The sequence below is a fragment of the Moraxella haemolytica genome, assembly GCF_030177935.1.
Taxonomy (GTDB): Bacteria; Pseudomonadota; Gammaproteobacteria; order Pseudomonadales; family Moraxellaceae; genus Moraxella; species Moraxella haemolytica.
This window is the reverse complement of the sequence record NZ_CP089974.1, coordinates 108945-127266: the sequence shown is the minus strand read 5'-3', so window position 1 is coordinate 127266 and position 18322 is coordinate 108945. Positions and strand designations below refer to the sequence as shown.

Annotated in this window: 20 protein-coding genes; 10 read left to right on the top strand and 10 right to left on the bottom strand. The window is 43.7% G+C overall.

Annotated elements, in window-relative coordinates:
• Nucleotides 1-42 precede the first annotated feature (42 nt).
• Both LU276_RS00515 and LU276_RS00510 read left to right on the top strand, forming a co-directional pair.
• Entirely contained in the window at nt 43-510 is a 468-nt protein-coding gene (locus LU276_RS00515) for an Lrp/AsnC family transcriptional regulator (RefSeq protein ID WP_284673769.1), read from the top strand.
• Between the two features lie 35 nt (nt 511-545).
• A complete protein-coding gene (locus LU276_RS00510) occupies nt 546-1079 on the top strand; it encodes a hypothetical protein (protein ID WP_284673768.1) in 534 nt (177 codons plus the stop codon).
• Nucleotides 1080-1134: 55 nt separating this feature from the next.
• Here the strand turns inward: LU276_RS00510 and LU276_RS00505 are convergent, their stop codons facing one another.
• From LU276_RS00505 to pheS, 7 genes are all read right to left on the bottom strand, one after another.
• The gene (locus LU276_RS00505; RefSeq protein WP_284673767.1) at nt 1135-2043 is read right to left on the bottom strand and encodes a DMT family transporter; all 909 of its coding nucleotides are present in this window, start codon (nt 2041-2043) and stop codon (nt 1135-1137) included.
• A 91-nt stretch (nt 2044-2134) separates the two neighbouring features.
• Nucleotides 2135-4210, bottom strand: coding sequence for an NAD-dependent DNA ligase LigA (gene ligA, locus LU276_RS00500; RefSeq protein WP_418001267.1), 2076 nt, complete (start codon nt 4208-4210; stop codon nt 2135-2137).
• A gap of 111 nt (nt 4211-4321) precedes the next feature.
• Nucleotides 4322-5209 carry a cell division protein ZipA C-terminal FtsZ-binding domain-containing protein gene (locus LU276_RS00495; RefSeq protein ID WP_284673766.1) on the bottom strand — a complete coding sequence of 296 codons (888 nt, stop codon included), beginning with the start codon at nt 5207-5209 and terminating at the stop codon, nt 4322-4324.
• 237 nt (nt 5210-5446) lie between these two features.
• Entirely contained in the window at nt 5447-5710 is a 264-nt protein-coding gene (locus LU276_RS00490; RefSeq protein WP_284673765.1) for a type B 50S ribosomal protein L31, read from the bottom strand.
• A gap of 214 nt (nt 5711-5924) precedes the next feature.
• The gene (locus LU276_RS00485; protein ID WP_284673764.1) at nt 5925-6224 is read right to left on the bottom strand and encodes an integration host factor subunit alpha; all 300 of its coding nucleotides are present in this window, start codon (nt 6222-6224) and stop codon (nt 5925-5927) included.
• Between the two features lie 44 nt (nt 6225-6268).
• Nucleotides 6269-8668, bottom strand: coding sequence for a phenylalanine--tRNA ligase subunit beta (pheT, locus tag LU276_RS00480; RefSeq protein WP_284673763.1), 2400 nt, complete (start codon nt 8666-8668; stop codon nt 6269-6271).
• A 91-nt stretch (nt 8669-8759) separates the two neighbouring features.
• Nucleotides 8760-9788 (bottom strand): phenylalanine--tRNA ligase subunit alpha, encoded by a 1029-nt coding sequence (gene pheS / locus LU276_RS00475; protein WP_284673762.1) that lies wholly within the window; start codon nt 9786-9788, stop codon nt 8760-8762.
• A gap of 337 nt (nt 9789-10125) precedes the next feature.
• On the opposite strand from pheS, the gene LU276_RS00470 reads away from it, so the two are divergent.
• Nucleotides 10126-11145 (top strand): porin, encoded by a 1020-nt coding sequence (locus tag LU276_RS00470; protein WP_284673761.1) that lies wholly within the window; start codon nt 10126-10128, stop codon nt 11143-11145.
• A 179-nt stretch (nt 11146-11324) separates the two neighbouring features.
• Here LU276_RS00470 and rplT read toward each other — a convergent pair whose 3' ends face one another.
• Both rplT and rpmI read right to left on the bottom strand, forming a co-directional pair.
• Nucleotides 11325-11681 (bottom strand): 50S ribosomal protein L20, encoded by a 357-nt coding sequence (gene rplT / locus LU276_RS00465; protein ID WP_029102390.1) that lies wholly within the window; start codon nt 11679-11681, stop codon nt 11325-11327.
• A 14-nt stretch (nt 11682-11695) separates the two neighbouring features.
• On the bottom strand, nt 11696-11893 hold the full coding sequence (gene rpmI, locus LU276_RS00460) for a 50S ribosomal protein L35 (RefSeq protein ID WP_029102391.1): 198 nt from the start codon (nt 11891-11893) through the stop codon (nt 11696-11698).
• A 220-nt stretch (nt 11894-12113) separates the two neighbouring features.
• Here rpmI and hisIE point away from each other — a divergent pair, with 220 nt between their 5' ends.
• The 7 genes from hisIE (at nt 12114) to ykgO (ending at nt 17400) form a co-directional block, all read left to right on the top strand.
• Nucleotides 12114-12926, top strand: coding sequence for a bifunctional phosphoribosyl-AMP cyclohydrolase/phosphoribosyl-ATP diphosphatase HisIE (hisIE, locus tag LU276_RS00455; RefSeq protein ID WP_373628504.1), 813 nt, complete (start codon nt 12114-12116; stop codon nt 12924-12926).
• An 89-nt stretch (nt 12927-13015) separates the two neighbouring features.
• A complete protein-coding gene (gene tatA, locus LU276_RS00450; protein ID WP_284673759.1) occupies nt 13016-13240 on the top strand; it encodes a Sec-independent protein translocase subunit TatA in 225 nt (74 codons plus the stop codon).
• A gap of 17 nt (nt 13241-13257) precedes the next feature.
• Nucleotides 13258-13776, top strand: a complete 519-nt coding sequence (gene tatB / locus LU276_RS00445) for a Sec-independent protein translocase protein TatB (RefSeq protein WP_284673758.1) — start codon at nt 13258-13260, stop codon at nt 13774-13776.
• A gap of 59 nt (nt 13777-13835) precedes the next feature.
• Entirely contained in the window at nt 13836-14579 is a 744-nt protein-coding gene (gene tatC / locus LU276_RS00440) for a twin-arginine translocase subunit TatC (RefSeq protein ID WP_284674534.1), read from the top strand.
• An 89-nt stretch (nt 14580-14668) separates the two neighbouring features.
• Complete coding sequence (locus tag LU276_RS00435; RefSeq protein WP_284673757.1) at nt 14669-16156, top strand: UvrD-helicase domain-containing protein; 1488 nt, start codon at nt 14669-14671, stop codon at nt 16154-16156.
• A gap of 14 nt (nt 16157-16170) precedes the next feature.
• On the top strand, nt 16171-17151 hold the full coding sequence (locus LU276_RS00430) for a tRNA dihydrouridine synthase (RefSeq protein WP_284673756.1): 981 nt from the start codon (nt 16171-16173) through the stop codon (nt 17149-17151).
• Between the two features lie 108 nt (nt 17152-17259).
• Nucleotides 17260-17400: a type B 50S ribosomal protein L36 gene (ykgO, locus tag LU276_RS00425; RefSeq protein WP_284673755.1), complete on the top strand. Its 141-nt coding sequence runs from the start codon at nt 17260-17262 to the stop codon at nt 17398-17400.
• A 129-nt stretch (nt 17401-17529) separates the two neighbouring features.
• Here ykgO and LU276_RS00420 read toward each other — a convergent pair whose 3' ends face one another.
• Nucleotides 17530-18249, bottom strand: a complete 720-nt coding sequence (locus LU276_RS00420) for a nitroreductase family protein (RefSeq protein ID WP_284673754.1) — start codon at nt 18247-18249, stop codon at nt 17530-17532.
• Nucleotides 18250-18322 lie beyond the last annotated feature (73 nt).

Sequence of the window (18322 nt, the reverse complement as noted above, 5' to 3'; positions counted from 1 at the left end):
GACTAACAGAATTGCGTAAAATTATTTTATGAATACTCCGCCATGAATCACACTCTAGACGATACCGATAAAGTCATCTTAAACCTACTACAAGATGATGCCACCACACCCCTAAAAATCATTGCTGAGCATGCACGCATCTCTATCGCTACCGCCCAACGCAGAATCAACACACTCATCGAACAACAAGTCATTGACCGTCAGGTTGCCATCATCAACCCACTGAAAGTCGGCTATGGATTGACAGTGTTAGTCATGATTAAAATGGCCACTTCTAATGTTTCCATGCAACAACGGTTTGAGCGGATCATGTCTGCTGAACCGCAGGTGATGATGTGCTATGAGATTTCTGGAAATTATGACTTCATGCTGGTAGTGAACAGTCAAAACATGCGGGACTACCACGCCTTTACACGCAGGTTATTGACCAGCGAAAACAATGTTAATCATTTTAATAGTCAATTCGTCATGAATTTTATTAAATCTGGTACAAAAATTACGCTAAAATAAACGCATTTTCACATTCTTATCACTCAAGGTTTATCATGAAAAAAATTCTAAGTCTTGGTCTATTGTGCTATCTGACTGCCTGCACACAACCTGAACCATTACAGACCACAAAAAGCACCACCAACGCACATAGTAGCCAAGCACCAACTGATATCTTATCTGATGCTGATGACGCCATCGAGTCACAGCCCATAACCACACCGGATGGTAAAATTCAAATCGACTGGTCGCTCATTGATACAAAAACACCCCGAGCCGACCTAGCAAACTATCCATACCCCATCGCCATTGATAGCCAAGCAGTCAAAAACTACGCCACTGCCCATAAAATCAGCGATGGCGAAGCACAGCATAGCATTGTCGTAAGCATGGCATCCCCTGAAGCCTTAGGCAAACTACTTGACCAACTTGAGAACAGTTATCTAGGTCATGAGCTTGTAGATGGAGCAAATATGGCTCTCATTATCCATACCACAGACAATGTCATCGCTGATGAACGAGACTATATCTTTGCCGATAAATTTGGCGAAGGTCTGGTGCTACCCATCAAAATCACACCAAAACAATAATCCAATGAACAATTCAGCCAAAAAAGGAGTATCTCTTTTTTGGCTGATGGCAACATTAATGGTTTTTTGCCCCAAATGAACCTAAATAAATGGCAAGCATCACCAAAAATGCCCCACCCCATTGCCATGCGTTGATCGCTTTATCCAACCAAAAATAATCAATGAGTAGTGCTGCTACAGGCTCAGACAACAACAAAAGCCCTGTCAAAGATAATGCTAACTTTGGAATAGAATAACCAATCAAGCCCCAAGCCAAGCACTGCATGACAGCACCATAAACCAAAACCCAGCCCCACTCACTCATGGTCATTGGCAAAATTTGCCCATCATTCCACAAAAACATCATGGGCAAAAGTGCCATTGCTCCACCTGTACCAATGATGGTCATCATAGGCAATATGGCAACTTTGGCTACTTCATGTACACGGCGAATATACGCCATTGATAACGCCAAAAAACCGCCTGAAGCAATACCAGCAACAAAGCCCCATAATGCCGCATCATTGGTTGCAAACTCAGGGCTAGCAATGAATATCACACCAATCGATGCCATGGCAAGGCTCATCAGCTGTATTTTGTTTTGTTTTTCACCAAACCACAAAAAAGCAATAAATGCCAAAAAGAATATTTGTAAGCTATTTAACAAGGTAGAGATACCTGGTCCTACTGCATAGATGCTCTCATGCCACAATGCCAAGTCAAGCCCCAATGCCACTCCTGATGCCAAAGCCAAAGCAATGGATTTTTTGCTAGTGGGAAAGGCTTGACGACAAATCATGGAAAGCACCCAGAAAATACAGGCTGAGATGAACAGTCGCCAGAACGCCATCGCAAAGCCACCTAGACCATCAACATGAGCAACAATCAAACTCCCAAGTCCAAACAAAACACAACCAATCAACAGTCCAGCCATTGACAGTACATCACTTTTGCTTCTAGGTTGCGTATGCTGATTGCCCATCATTTGCCTTATTCATAACTTAATATTTATATTTGATAATCCATCATAACCATTAGTAAAGTCAAGCACAACACCATATTTGCTCTTAGTAGCATCACACACGCCCATGTTCACCAAGCAGAGCCAAGAACGCCTCTTCATCAACGATTTTTATGCCAAGCTCGTTAGCCTTAGCTAGCTTAGAGCCCGCCTTTTCACCCGCCAGTAGCACACCGGTCCTAGCAGATACCGAGCCTGATACTTTTGCCCCTAACGCCTGCAAATGAGCTTTTGCCTCATCTCGCCCCATCGCAGACAGCGTACCTGTTACCACCCAAGTCTGACCCTCAAGCGGTGTATTTAAAGCACTCTTGGTCATCGCCTCCCATGCCACACCTGAATTTAGTAGTGCATCAATGACCTCATTGTTGTGTGCACTATCAAAAAAATCATTGATACTATGGGCGGTGATGTCGCCCACATCAGGCACACCAACAAGCGTAGCAACATCCGCCTGTCTTAGTGCCTCAAAATCACAAAAATAGTGTGCCAAATTCAGTGCTGTTGACTCACCCACCCCACGAATGCCTAACGCAAAAATAAAGCGAGACAGTGTGGTATTTTTTGATTTTTCAATGGCATTTAGCATATTAGCAACGGATTTTTCACCCAAACCTTCTAGCGTTACAAGATGCTCTTGGTGATTGCTTAGCGTGTAGATATCCGCCACCGTCTTAATCAATCCCATTTCAAAGAATTTAATCAGCCACTGCTCCCCTAGACCATCAATATCCATCGCACGGCGTGAGACAAAATGCACCAAAGCCTCTTTTGATTGAGCGGGGCAATACAAACCACCTGTACAGCGTGCCAAAGCCTCTCCTTCTGGCAACACCACCTCAGACTCACAAACAGGGCAACTCTTCGGCAGATACACAGGGCTAACATCAGCACCCCTAAGCTCAGCCAATACACTCGATACCTTTGGAATGACATCGCCTGCTCGGTGAATGCTAACCATATCACCAACCATCAGTCCAAGCCGTCCAATCTCGCCAAAGTTATGTAAAGTAACATTGCTTACCGTAACACCACCCACATTGACAGGCTCTAGCTTACCCACAGGGGTAAGCTGACCTGTACGCCCCACTTGCCATTCTACCGCCAAAAGTTTGGTTACGGCACTTTCAGCCGTAAACTTATAAGCAGTTGCCCAGCGTGGCTCACGGCTTAAAAAACCCAAATCACTTTGTAGCTGCAATGAATTAACTTTCACTACCACGCCATCAATCTCAAACGGCAAACTAGCACGAGTCTTGATAATGTGTTCATAGAAATCTTGCACACCTATGGGCGTGGCAGCCGTATCAAAAGGTGCAGTCTCAAAGCCGAGCGTCTGTAGATATTGCAAAGCCCCGCTTTGAGTGGCGATATTCTGGGGTAATCCTTGATTTACCGAGTAAGCATAGAACGCCAAAGGACGAGCGGCAGCAATGGCAGGATTAAGCTGGCGAAGCGAACCTGCGGCAGCATTTCTGGGGTTGGCAAAGACTTTTTCTCCACGCTCTTGGCTTTGGCGGTTTAATTTCTCAAAACCTGCCTTTGGCATTAGCACCTCACCACGCACCTCAAGCAAAGCAATATCTTGGCAGGCGGGCAATACCTGTGGTAAGTTACAAATAGTGCGGACATTGTGCGTAATGTCTTCACCAATACGCCCATCGCCACGAGTAATGGCTTGGGTAAACACACCATTCACATATTTTAAGGATACTGCCAGACCATCTAATTTCAACTCCATTTCGTATTCAGGATTCTGATTTTTAGCATCTAGGCGATCGTTAATACGATTCATGAAGGCGGATAACTCATCTAGGCTAAAAACATTGCCCAAAGACAACATGGCAAGGTCATGTGGTACCTGAACAAACGCAGGCAAAGGGGCATCACCCACTTTATCTGTAGGGCTGTCAGGCTGTTTTAGGGCAGAAAAATCAGTCTCTAGCTTAATCAGCTGTTGTCTTAGGCTATCATATTCATCATCCAAGATGGTTGGATTATCTAGTACATAATAGGCGTGATTGTGTTTTTTTAGGGCGTCAATCAAAAGACGCATCCGCCCAATAACGCCCATCTCATCAGATGCGTCTTGGTTGTTAGATTGGTCATTAAAGCTGAATAAATCTGTCATGGCTCACTCAAATATTGGGTTGATAGGTTTTGACGGTGGTTTGTGGCAAGGGTTGTCTTGGCAAATAACACAAAAACCGCCTTAAAAGACGGTTTTGCATCAATTCATTGATTATTGATAATTGGCGATATCAGCACGCAATTTAGCAAGTCTTTCATCGTTTAACAGCTCGCCTTGCTCATCGTACAAATCTGCGTCAATATCGCTAGCAATCATCTGTGCGGTCGATACCATGCTATCAAAACCACGCAAAGCGTAAGGATGTGGCAATGACAAGAACAACAAAATGGTATTAAAACGACTTTCTGATAAAGTGTTTAGGTCAAAAGATTGCACGCCTGCATCATTCGCCCCAAGCATACTAAACCACAAATCACCTGTGCCATTCTCATGTTCGTAACGATGGAACATCTCCATTACACCGTATTTTAGCCCATATTCACGCACCAGCCCCAAGATACTCTTACCTGGCAAGCCCGTAAAAAAATTGCGTGGCGTGATGACAATGGTTACAGTATCTTTAGCGTTTAATAATGGTCCATTGTTTTGATCAGAGCTGACTTCCTGAGATAGGTGTCTGTCTATTAGCGGTGCTTTTTGTTCGCTAGCAGGCTGAGTCAATTCAGTTGCTTCTTGGAAGTCTGGCATATCCAAATCATGAACTTGCTCGTCCAGACCGCTCACCTGAGTGGAGTTTTGGTCAATTGGTGCTTCATAAATTGCTGACGCCTTAGTGGGCGACTCTGGCGTCCTATCGGCATTTACTACAGGCGATGATGCAGCGACCGCCGCCATATTACTTAGTGCATCTGTATCTTCATCATCTTGTGGCGTCGCTTTAGTGGCTGTTTGCGACATACGCTCATCTCTTGGTGTGATGGGCAAACCGTCCTTGTGCTGAACATCTGTTTCAACATCACCCACCTGCTTCGCCTTAATAAGACGCACTACCGCTAGCACAATCAAAATCAGCCCAGCAACCATAGCCAGTATGGTCATGAGCAATTGCACACTTTGTTCCATAATTACCCCAGTTTATTCGTCTTCAGATGAGACTCAAAAAGTCAGTCAATAAATACGCATAGTCTATCACGATGTGCTTGATTCGTCATCTATTTGTTCAGAAAATCAACCAATTTTATTGTATTTTAGCACAACTCATATAATCATTTCCCAAACACCAAAAACCGCCCCCATAAGGACGGTTTTTGAGCACATTGTAAAGCACAAATATGATTAGGCTTTTTTGCCACGGCTTGCAAACGCGCCAAAACGCTTGTTGAAGCTGGCAACACGACCTTCGTTAGATGCCTTGCGTTGCTCACCAGTGTAGAATGGGTGAGAAGCACTTGAGATATCAAGCGGGAAATATGGGTACTCTTTACCTTCGTATTCACGAGTTGCTTTAGTGGCAACGGTTGAGCGAGTTAGGAAGTACACATCAGCATTGGTGTCGTGAAATAGAACTTCTTTGTAATCTGGGTGAATGTCTTTACGCATGATAATTGTCCAATAAACCTAAGCACTAATAAAAACTGCCCGCAAAACCAATTCTTAGGCAATCAAACATAGCCACGCCATCACCAACCAACTTTGGTATGTCGCACCATGCCTTATCATCTATTAGCCAACTTAAGTGGGAAAAATGAACCGATATTATAACAAAGGCATACCCACTTTTCAACTAAAAATAAGCTAGCTTTTGCCCAGATTATTATTGGTGGTCGCTTTCCATCTCAACTCGAGTACGAAATTTTTGACCTGCCTTAAAAGTAACTACTCGCCTTGCTTTGACAGGAATGCTTTCGCCAGTTTTTGGATTTCTACCCGGTCTTGGTTTTTTGTCTTTTAGTACAAAATTGCCAAAGCCTGAGATTTTAACCTCTCTGCCATCTGCCAAATTTTGACTAATTTCTTCAAAAAACTTATCGACAATTTGCCTAGCATCTTGGCGAGTGATGCGTAGGCGAATGGTCAAGCGGTCAATCATATCAGCCTTGGTTAATGCACTCATGATTTTTCCTTGTTATCCCATTGTACCTTCAGTTGATGTGTTAATCAGCCGTCACGAAGCTGCACGCCGTGTCTGTCAGTTAAAACCTTGACGACATCATCCATTGCGGTCTTGATGGTTTCGTCTTCAAGTGTGGCATCGGCATTTTGAAATAACATCGCAAACGCCAATGATTTTTTACCCTCTGGTAAATGCTCGCCTTGATAGACATCAAACAGCCACAAATCGCTCAAATATTGCCCTGCCGCCCCACGAATATCCGCAATCAAATCTTGCCAGACCACCGAAGTATCCGCCAAAAATGCCAAATCACGGCGAACGCTTGGGAATTTACTTGGTGAATGAATGGTATTTTTTGCACGATGCAGGTCAATCAAACCCTCTAAAGCAAATTGTGCTACCCATACACTAGGCAAATCAAGTGCTTTGGCAATACTTGGGTGCAACTGACCAAACCAACCTAGTTTTTCTCCATTCACTACCAGATAAGCACTTTGACCAGGATGCAAAAACACCAAATCCGCTCGTTGGTATTCAACTGCACTCTTATCTAGACGCTTTGGCAATAGACTTTCAATATCACGCTTTAAATCAAAAAAGTCCATTTCTCGCTTGTCATAAATGCCCTCATCTGCCACAAGACCTGTAGCAACGATAGCAAGACTTGGGGTCTGTACCAAATCTTTGATGTCTTGACCAATAAACGATAACCCTGTTTCAAACAGACGCACACGAGATTGTTGGCGTTTTAGATTATACGACACCACAGGCAACATACTAGATAGCAAAGTACGACGCATCACCGCAAGCTCTGATGAAATCGGGTTGGCAAGTGGCAGAACCGATCCCAACTGATCATCATTGAATAGTGCCTCAATCTTGGCATCGCTAAAGCTAAAACTCACTGCCTCAAAATAACCTGAAGTCGCCAATACTGCCTTGATGGCATAAGTCAAATCTGCCGTATCGTCATGACTCATGTCCACCGCAAAACTTGGTAAAGTCGCCTCAATCTTATCATAACCATAGATACGAGCCACCTCTTCAACCACATCTTCGGCAATGCTTATGTCAAAACGATGACTTGGTGGCTGACAGATAAGACCATCACCGTTGATTGTACTATCAATTCCCAAGCGATTTAAGATATCTAGCACTTCATCAGCAGATGGCTTAATGCCCAATAGCTGTTCAATCTTAGCTAACGGTAGATGAATTGCCTCACGCTTAGGCAGTTTTTGTGTGTTTTCAACGGTGGTAATCTGACCTGCCTCACCGCCTGCAATATCACAAATCAATGCTGTGGCACGGTTTATTGCCGTCAATGGCAGCTCAAAATCCACGCCTCGTTCAAATCGCTGGCTGGCATCGGTATGTAGCCCAAAGCGTCTGGCTCGTGCTGCGATGGCAAGCTGATGAAAATGTGCCGACTCAAGCACGATATTGGTCGTCTCATCGCTAACAGCAGAACGCAGCCCTCCCATGATACCTGCCAAGGCAAGCACACCTTCATCATCGGCAATGACCAGCTCATCACCTGTCAAAGTAATGCTTTGCTCATTGAGTAGCACCACCTGTTCTTGTTTTTGTGCCAATCGCACGACAATATCGCCTACGATTTTATCAGCATCAAAGGCGTGAAGTGGCTGACCAAGCTCTAATAGCACATAGTTGGTAACATCAACCAAAAAGTTGTGTGTACGCACCCCTGACGCTGTCAAATGCTCCATCAACCAAGCAGGACTTTTAACCGTGCGGTCGATATTACCAATATACTGGGCTAAATAGCGTGGGCAAGCATCATCGCTGAGCACCTTAACGCTGGGAGTCTGGCTAATGCTTGGGGCAACCTGAGTGATGACTGGGTGATTTAATGGCAAACGGTTAATCACCGAAATCTCACGAGCAATACCTAATGCACTAAAACAGTCGCCACGATTTGGTGTGATGGCAATGTCAAAAATCATGGCATCTAAATTTAAATATTCTCGCACACAGACACCGATGGGTGCATCAGGCGACAACTCAAGCAAGCCATCAATTTCATCAACCAAGCCAATCTCTGAAGCACCGCATAGCATGCCTTGAGATTCTACACCACGCAGTTTGCCTTTTTTAATTTTAAACTCTTTGCCGTCAATCGGTGGCAATACCGCACCCACTGTCGCTACCGCTACTTTTAACCCTGCTCGCACATTCGGTGCACCGCACACAATTTGTAGCAGTTCTGGTTGACCGATATTGACGGTCGTAACACGCAAACGATCAGCATCTGGATGCTGTTCACAGGTAATAACCTCCCCAACCACCACACTACTAAATGGCGGTGCAACCATCTGGGCATCATCAAGTTCAAGCCCTGCCATCGTCAGTTGTTCGCCAAGCTCTGCTGAAGTGTTGGTGGGGTTTACCCATTGTCTTAGCCAATTTTCGCTGATTTTCATAAATTTCTCAAAACTCTATTTTGTGTCAATATTCATCAAGATTGGGCCTGCCACTCATTTTGACCGCTTCCATTCATCAGTCGCCCAATTCTTAGGCGAATTGCTTTAAAAATCTGATGTCATTTTGGAAAAATAAACGCAAGTCATTCACACCATAATACAGCATGGCAAAGCGTTCAATCCCAAGACCAAAAGCAAATCCTGTATACTCGTCAGGGTCAATGCCACAGTTACGCAGCACCTGTGGATGAACCATACCACAGCCCAGAACCTCTAGCCATTTGCCATTGTCTGATAAGATATCCACTTCAGCAGATGGTTCGGTAAATGGGAAGAAAGATGGGCGAAAACGAACGGTCATCTGTTTGCCAAAAAAAGCATTTAAAAACTCATGAATCACACCTTTTAACTCAGCAAAGTTAGATGATTTAGAAATCATCAAGCCCTCCATCTGATGAAACATTGGTGAATGCGTCTGGTCGCTATCGGAGCGATACACACGCCCAGGGCAGATGATGCGAAGTGGTGGCTCCGATTTCTCCATCGTGCGAATCTGCACACCTGAAGTATGTGTACGCAACAGATAATTGGCATCAAAATAAAAAGTATCGTGCATCGATCGAGCAGGGTGATGATCTGGGATATTAAGTGCCCCAAAGTTATAATAATCACTCTCCACCTCAGGACCTGTCGCCACGCTAAATCCTGCCTGAGTAAAGAACTGCTTCATACGCTCGGTTACCTGCGTAATGGGATGCAGTCCACCAATCGCCACACCTCGTGCTGGCAAACTGACATCAACTGTCTCACTGGCAAGTTTAGCATTTAGGGCGTTTTGTGCCAAAAGCTGTCCACGCTCATCAAATGCTACGGTTATCTTGGTGCGTAACTCATGCAAATATGCACCGTAGGTTTTTTTGCCATCAGCATCTAAAGAACCCATCTGCTTGGACAAGGTGGTGATGTCGCTTTTTTTGCCTTGCAAGGCAACTTTAAGTTCTTGCAGCTCTGTTTCACTTTGAGCGTGCTGGATTAATGAGCAAGCCGATTCGCCAAATGTAGCAAAATCCTGCTCTGTAAGATTCGCTAAAGGCTGATTCAAGGTGGGTATTGTGGTCATAAATGTACAACTTTTATCAGATTTTTTATAGAAAAATAAACGACTTATTGTAAATAATTCATTTTCAAATATCAATAAGCGATTTGCTTTGGTTACAATAATTATTCTGCCAATCAACAAATACCAATGGGCACAACCACTCTTAAAAATCATTTTATGTAAAAAAATTTTACAATTTTTCAAAACCCTGTTGACATAATTGTCTTAAATTTGTATATTTAGATTGCATTTTTGATACTTTATTGTAGAATTGCAAATTTTTGCTGTCGCACTATTACACTTTTTGGACTAAAGTCACTGATGGTGCATGGATTATCAGCCACAAGGAAACACTTCTATGAAACATTCTGTTTTAGCTACTTCTCTCAAAGTCGCCACCCTAGCCAGCATTGCAACACTTTCTACTGTCGCCATTGCTGCCCCCGACATCTATGGTCAAATTCGTATGTCTTTTGCAAGTGAAAGTGCCGAAACCACCAAAAATGGTATTACCACCAAAGACTCGGCTCGACCCAAGTTTACAACAGGTAACTCTCGTATCGGCTTTAAAGGTTCAGAAAAGCTCAAAGATAAACTTGACCTAGAATATCGCTTAGAGTATCGAGTTGATGTCGCTGAAAGTACTAGTGCCAACTTTTCTGCTCGTCAAGGTTGGATTGCCTTAAACCATGCAGATTATGGCCGTCTACAAGCAGGTCGCACCATCTCAAAAGACGATGATCTTGTTACAGGCAATGCATGGCTATGGGGGACAGGCATTGGTCCATTTTCTGGCCATGCAGGTAACTGGGTAAATAATAGCTTTTTATATACTACACCGAAATTCAACAGCGACACTACTACCGCATTCATACACTATGGCATGGATGAAGGTAAAAAAGGTTCGCGCTCTTTTATTACTTTTAAAAATGGAGAGGAAAAATCAGTTGATCGTGATTTTGTCATTGTCGGTGCTCAATACACTAAAGATAAAACCTCACTAAATGTCGCTTATACTCGTGCAGGCAATGACCTAAATTCACTACTTGGTTCTGGTGAATATACAATTAACGACCAATGGTCGGTGCATGGCACAGCTCAATACACCGACTACAATAGCAATGATAACGAGCTTGCATTGTTTACTGGTGTAGCTTACAAACCCAAAGACTCTGTAACCACTTGGGCTGAGATCTCTTATACCGATAACTATAAAGGTTATGGTGATGGAGAGGTAGTTGGTCTGAATGTGGGTGCCTCTTATGATGTCAGCAAAAATCTACTTGGTTTTGCTAATGTCGGTTTTTCTAAAGAAGAATATAATAAAACCAAAGTTGATAAAAAAGGTGTTGAGTTAGGTGCAGTATATCGCTTCTAACACCCTACCATCATCTCCATAGGTAAAGTTAGAAAATAGCCCACTCATTGAGTGGGCTTGTTTATAGACCAATCATTCAAATAAGCAACTACCCACTTTCAAAACGCAGGTAAATAAAAAACCGCAACACGGAGTATTGCGGTTTTTAAATTTAGTCGAAACTAAATATATGCTTAGACTTATGCCAAAGCAGATTTTGCTTTTTCGCAGATTGCAGTGAATGCTGCTGCATCATGCATGGCGATGTCTGCTAGAATACGGCGGTCAATCTCAATGCTTGCCTTTTTAAGACCATTGATAAGACGGCTGTATGACAAACCATTTAGACGAGCACCTGCATTAATACGAGCAATCCACAGACGGCGGAAAGAGCGTTTTTTGTTACGGCGGTCACGGTATGCGTATTGACCTGCTTTCATCACAGCTTGTACAGCAACACGATACACACGAGAGCGAGCACCGTAGTAACCTTTTGCACGAGCCAGAACTTTTTTATGACGGCGGTTAGCCTGTACACCACGTTTTACACGAGCCATTATATTCTCCTAAATTAAATGTATGGGCACATACGGCGGATTGATGGAACATCAGCGACATGAACCATCACGCAACCACGAAGTTGGCGGATACGCTTAGGAGACTTTTTGGTCAAGATGTGGCGTTTGAAGGCTTGCTTACGCTTAAAACCATTAGCGGTTTTTTTAAAACGCTTAGCTGCACCACGCTTGGTTTTTAATTTTACTTTCATGGTAACCTCTTTGTTAAAGGTTGGTTGCCCAACCGATGAACCTTTTTGTCAATTTGTTCAAAACAAATAACGGAAGGTGGGAGCAACATTATAAAAGATAACAAAATAAATTGCAAGACTTGACTATGACAAATAATACAAACCAGCAGATGTTTTATCTCATTTAGATTAGTCAGATCATTAGATAGTGTGCTAAAATATCGCAAAATAGGAGATAATGATGAACTATCTTAACGCTCTACGATTTAATGCCGATGGGCTGATTCCTGCCATTGCCCAAGACCGTGATACAGGGCAAATTCTAATGTTGGCATGGCAAAACCGTGAAGCACTGACACTTACCGCACAAACAGGGCAAGCAGTGTACTACTCTCGCTCTCGCAATCAGCTATGGCATAAAGGCGAAAGCTCAGGTCATGCTCAAATTGTTCATGAAATACGCACCGATTGTGATAAAGATGTCATCGTGCTAATCATTACGCAGATTGGTGATATCGCATGCCATACAGGGCGTCGCTCATGCTTTTATGACAAGCTAGATACCACTGAAGGCAGATGGATAACCGTGGATCAGGTCATCAAAAATCCTGATGAGATTTATGGTAGGTCTCACAGCTCAACAAGCAACCAAGCCGACCATGTTCACAACAAAAACACCACGGCCACTCTTTGCATAGATAACATCATCGCAAAACTAGATGATATCCTAGCAGAAAGAAAACTTGCTGACAAAGACAGCTCTTATGTGGCAAGTTTATACCACAAAGGATTAAACAAAATCCTAGAAAAAGTAGGCGAAGAAGCAACTGAATCCATCATCTCTGCCAAAGAACTGCAACTTGTTCGCACCCAAGGCGTTGATGATGACAAGGCAGCATCCGAGCTTGTCTATGAAGTGGCGGACACTTGGTTTCATGGTTTGGTCGCCTTGCACCACTTGGGCTTATCAGGGCAGGCAGTACTAGATGAGCTAGGCAGACGCTTTGGGTTGTCGGGCATTGATGAAAAAAATAGCCGTACAGTACAGTCATAACAGCCAAATGAGCTAAATTTTCATCATTTTATTAAAATTTTGTGTTAGACTATTTTTAAAACAACAAAGTAATCTTTTAAGGATGGGTTATGGGTAGTTTTTCAATCACGCATTGGATCATTTTATTATTGGTAGTGGTGGTAATCTTTGGCACAAGCAAACTTAAAAATGCAGGCAAAGATTTAGGTTCTGCTGTTAAAGGTTTTAAGGATGCTGTTAAAGATGAAGACAAACCTAAACTTTCTGACAGCGACAATAAACCCATCATCGCTGAAATCAAAGAAATCAAAAACGACAAGCCAAGCGACAGCTGATCACTTAGGATTTATTTGTGGCAAATCTTGGTTTTTTTGAGCTGACTTTATTTGGCATCATTGCACTCATCGTGCTTGGTCCTGAAAAACTGCCATTGGCAGCACGCACACTGGGCAAATGGTACGGCAAATTTCGCCGTATGTCAGCACGCCTGCAAAGTGAGTTTGTCAGCGAAATGCAGCTTTTAGAAGTTCAAGAAGAACTCAAAGCCGAGCTTGCCAAAATCAAAGAGTCAGAAGCGGCAATGAAACAGCAAGTAGTCAAGCTCCAACGCACCATAGATCAGACCGAACAAACCGCTCACACCAACAAATACCACATTCTAGAAAGCTGGCAGACAAGCACAAATGATGATGAATCACCAATCCACCATCACAACGCCCAAAAAACAGCAGTACTTGAAACCGCATTTAATATGCCAATGGTGAACCGCTGGTTCTTATTGGGCGAGTATGACAAAAAACGCCGTCTGCCACCACCGCCTTTTTTACCCAATCATCAAGCAGATAAACTGCTACATCAGGGGGGTGCGTGAGCGATTTAACCCCTGATATCAACATCTCCAAGCAACACACACCCAGTCATGAAGGCGATATGCCATTCATGGCACACTTTGCTGAGCTACGGACTCGCTTTATTCGTATGTTTTTGGTGGTCATCGTGGTGTTCTTGGCATTGATTGGATTTAGCCGAGAATTATATGATTTTATCTCAAACCCACTGGTTGCTCTATTGCCCAAAGAAGCCAGTCTCATCGCCACTGATGTCGCATCTGGGTTTTTAGCACCAATTAAACTAACCTTTTTTGTGTCGCTATTTTTGACTGTGCCGTTTATTCTTGCACAGATTTGGGGCTTTGTTTCACCTGCTCTTTATAAGCACGAAAAACGAGCCGCCTTACCATTACTATTATCTGCCATCATACTATTTTATGTGGGTGTGGCGTTTGCTTATTTTGTGGTGCTTGTTCCTGCACTCAAATTTTTTGTGATGTTTGCACCTGATAATGTCCTACCAATGACAGACATTCAAAGCTATCTTGATTTTGTGATTAAGCTTTTTGCTGTATTTGGAGTGATGTTTGAGATACCTGTGGCAACCTTACTATTGGTGCTAATGCGTATCATCAGCCCAAAAGCGTTGGCGGATAAACGACGCTATATCATCGTTGGTTGTTTTTTTATTGCTGCCATCGTTACACCACCTGATGGAGCAAGTATGCTCATGCTTGCCATTCCAATGTGCCTACTGTTTGAGTTTGGTCTATTGATGGCAAAGATTTTGGTCAAAGAACCCTCCCCTAAAGACGCTATTTCTCAAGCAAACGCTAAGCCATAATCTTTGTCAATCTTGACACCATAAGTCAAGCCGACAACCTTACAAAACTATGCTATAATGATGCGGTTTTGTCATCAGTTAATCTGCCCATGAGTTCAGCCACCACCTACGCACCCACCGATGAGCAGCTTGCTGCCTTACAGATGGCAATGACAGGACAATCATTCAAAATCGTTGCCTATGCAGGTGCAGGTAAAACCACCACCTTAAAACTCATCAGCGACCACATGAATGGTCGGGGGCTGTACCTAGCATTCAACAAGTCCATCGCCAACGAAGCTCAGAGCAAATTCCCAAGAAATGTACGCTGCCAGACCTTCCACTCTCTTGCTTATCGCCATGTTAATCGTGATGTAACCGCCAAGGTTAGTCTACCACGCCTAACGCCCAGCCGACTGGCTAGCGAGCTAAATTTATCCGCCATTCAAGTGGAAAGAAAGATAGACGGTGTTAACAAATCAGTTACGCTCACCCCCGCCAAACTTGCCAATATCGTCAATGAAGGCTTGACCAATTTTTGTAAAACATCGAGTGCCTATCCTGCCCCACGCCACATCACTCCACCATCATGGCTAAGCCAAGCTGATGGTGAACACTTACAAGAGCTACTATACCCTGCCCTAGAAATGCGATGGTTGCAATCTATTGACCCACGCCATCAGTCAGGCATCGGACACGACATTTACCTAAAACTATGGACACTATCTAACCCCATCATTCCTGCTGACTTTATTTTATTTGATGAAGCACAAGACGCAGATCCCTTGATGATGGGTGCACTCATTCGCCAAGACAAACAAACCATTTATGTAGGCGATGCCCATCAACAAATTTATGAATGGCGTGGGGCATTAAATGCCATGAAACGCCTACCCTATCCACAGACCCTACTAACGCAATCGTTTCGCTTTGGTGATGAGATTGCCAAAGTTGCAAATATATTTTTGACCGCCCTACAAGAAGAAACCCCCCTAAAAGGCAACCCTGCCATCTCAAGCCGTATTGCCAAACTGCTTGCTCAGGGGAAAAAAGATGCGATTTTGTGTCGTACCAACGCCACTGCTATCAGCCATTTACTAACAGGGCTAAAAGCAGGGCATAAAGTCGCCCTACAAGCTGATAGTGAGCGAATTTTACGGTTTTGTCATGCCGCCGAGAGCCTAAAAACAGGTAAATCTGCCTATGGCGTGCCTGAGCTTGCTTTTTTTAAGCATTGGGGAGAAGTGCAAGAATTTAGCGAGACAGGCGAAGGGTCTGATTTAAAAACTTGGGTAAAGCTCATCGAAGAGCATGGCACACAGACAATCTCCAGTGCCATTAAAAGTCTAACCACCCAAAGCCACGCAGATTATGTGGTTTCCACCGCCCACAAAGCAAAGGGGCTTGAATGGTCTCGTGTACAAATTAGCGATGATTTTTTGTACGACATCAATCGCCACACCATCAAAATCTCTCCTGAAGAATTACGCTTACTGTATGTCGCCTGCACTCGTGCCAAAGAAGTCCTAGACATACACCATATTGGTGATTTGATGGCAAGTTTAGCACTTGATGATAAAAAATTGATTTATAAATAATTTTAGCCGACCCCATGAACACATTTTCACACCTATTCACCCACCCTGTTCGCCTACTTGCACCAATGGAAGGGCTGACCGACCCACTCATGCGGCGGATATTAACTGACATCGCCACACGACTTGGCACACCCTATGACTGGTCTGTCAGTGAGTTCATTCGGGTAACGCATTATCCTTTGCCTGCTCATGTGTTCTACAAATATGTGCCAGAGTTACACACCGATGGAAAAACAGCAAGTGGCACACCCATTCATGTACAGCTACTGGGCAACAACCCTGACACCATGAGCCAAAGTGCTGCCACCGCCATCTCACTTGGGGCACACGCCATTGACCTGAATTTTGGCTGTCCTGCCAAGACAGTCAATAACCACAAAGGCGGTGCGGTGCTACTAGATGAGCCAGAGAGTATTCATCGCATCATCCATGCTGTACGCCACAGCACGCCTTCCTTTACGCCTGTTTCTGCCAAGATTCGGCTAGGCTATACCGACACCTCCAAGATGAAAGAAATTGGCGACGCCGTCCGCAGTGCTGGTGCCAGCTGGCTAACCATTCATGCCCGCACCAAAACACAAGGATATAAACCACCTGCCTATTGGGAGCTTATTGAACCTTTTACCACTTTAGACTTACCCATCATCGCCAACGGTGAGATTTGGACAGCAGATGATGCTCACCGCTGTATGATTCGCTCTAATACACCCCATCTTATGCTTGGTCGTGGTGCGGTTACTCGTCCTGATTTGATTGCCCAGATTCATAATCAAAACATTGAACTAAGCTGGCAGGCACTCGTTGACGCTCAAATTGAATTTTTAGATGACGACACAGACAATCAATCAGGCTTAATTGGTCGCTATAAGCAATGGCTTGGCATGCTCACCAAAGGCTATCTTGAAGCAGAAACGCTGTGGCACACCATCAAACGCCTAAAAAATAAAGACACCATCATTGACGCTCTAACAACAAGTCGCAATACATCTGACTGACTACTCGTCCCCCAAAATTAAAATCCGCCCATATGCTCTTGTCAAAACAGGAAAATGGGCGTATAATGCTTTTTGAAGGTTATGTTATAACATTTATAAGGAAACATCATGCAAGTGCTATCTTCACTAAAATCCGCCAAAAATCGCCACGAAGACTGCCAAGTCGTCCGTCGTCGTGGACGCACCTTTGTGATTTGCAAATCAAATCCTCGCTTTAAAGCCGTGCAAGGTGGCAAAAAGAAAAAATAACAGCTCCTTAGGTAGGTAAGTTAAAATACCGCTTATATCAAGCGGTATTTATAAACCTTAAAACCACACCAATATTTACAACATTAACAAAAAAATACCGCCTTGACGGCAGTATTGATTACGCTTCAGCTAAATCTTGTGATAAACTTCAGCAAATGGCACACGAAACCTATCTCCCCAAACGCCCTTATCGCTCCGCACACCACAAGAAACCACCATGTTAATCTCGCTACTTTTTGGTAGGTTTAGTAGCTCCTTAATCACACGACCATCAAAGCCTTCCATCGGACAAGTATCCAAGCCCTTCTCGCTCATCGCCAGCATGAAAGTCTGAGCAACAAGACCACAGCTTTTGTGCATGACGATACGCATATCATCAAACGAGATTTCCGACTGAATGGGGCGAAACTTACCAACCGTACGAGCCAGCGCCTCACGAGCTTTTGGGATAAATCGGCTTTGGTTGTACAACAGTGGCATCAAGCGATTATAATAAGTATCAAACCGCTTAATCCTAGAGGCGACTTTATCGACAGGGCTGTAGTTTTGAATATTTTGTTTTTCAAAATCAAACACCGTCTTAGCTCGTACTCGGTGCAAATCAGGACGAATAACAAAAACCACCAATTGATTGGCGGTGGTTGCTGCTCCTTGTGATAAGCAGGCTTTGGCAATTTGACCGAGCATGGCTTTATCTGTAATGTGATAAAACTCATACAACTGCATATTTGAACTGGTGGGTGCTAAGGTGGCAAGCTCAAGGCAATGCTTAACCATCGCATCGTCAATATCCACAGGCAAATAATCACGAACAGAACGGCGATATGTCAAAATATCATGCAGACTCATCTTATCTCCAATATCATAAGGCTTACATCAATACGATGCTCTAAGACTGCATCTATTCTAGTCAAATTTTTTA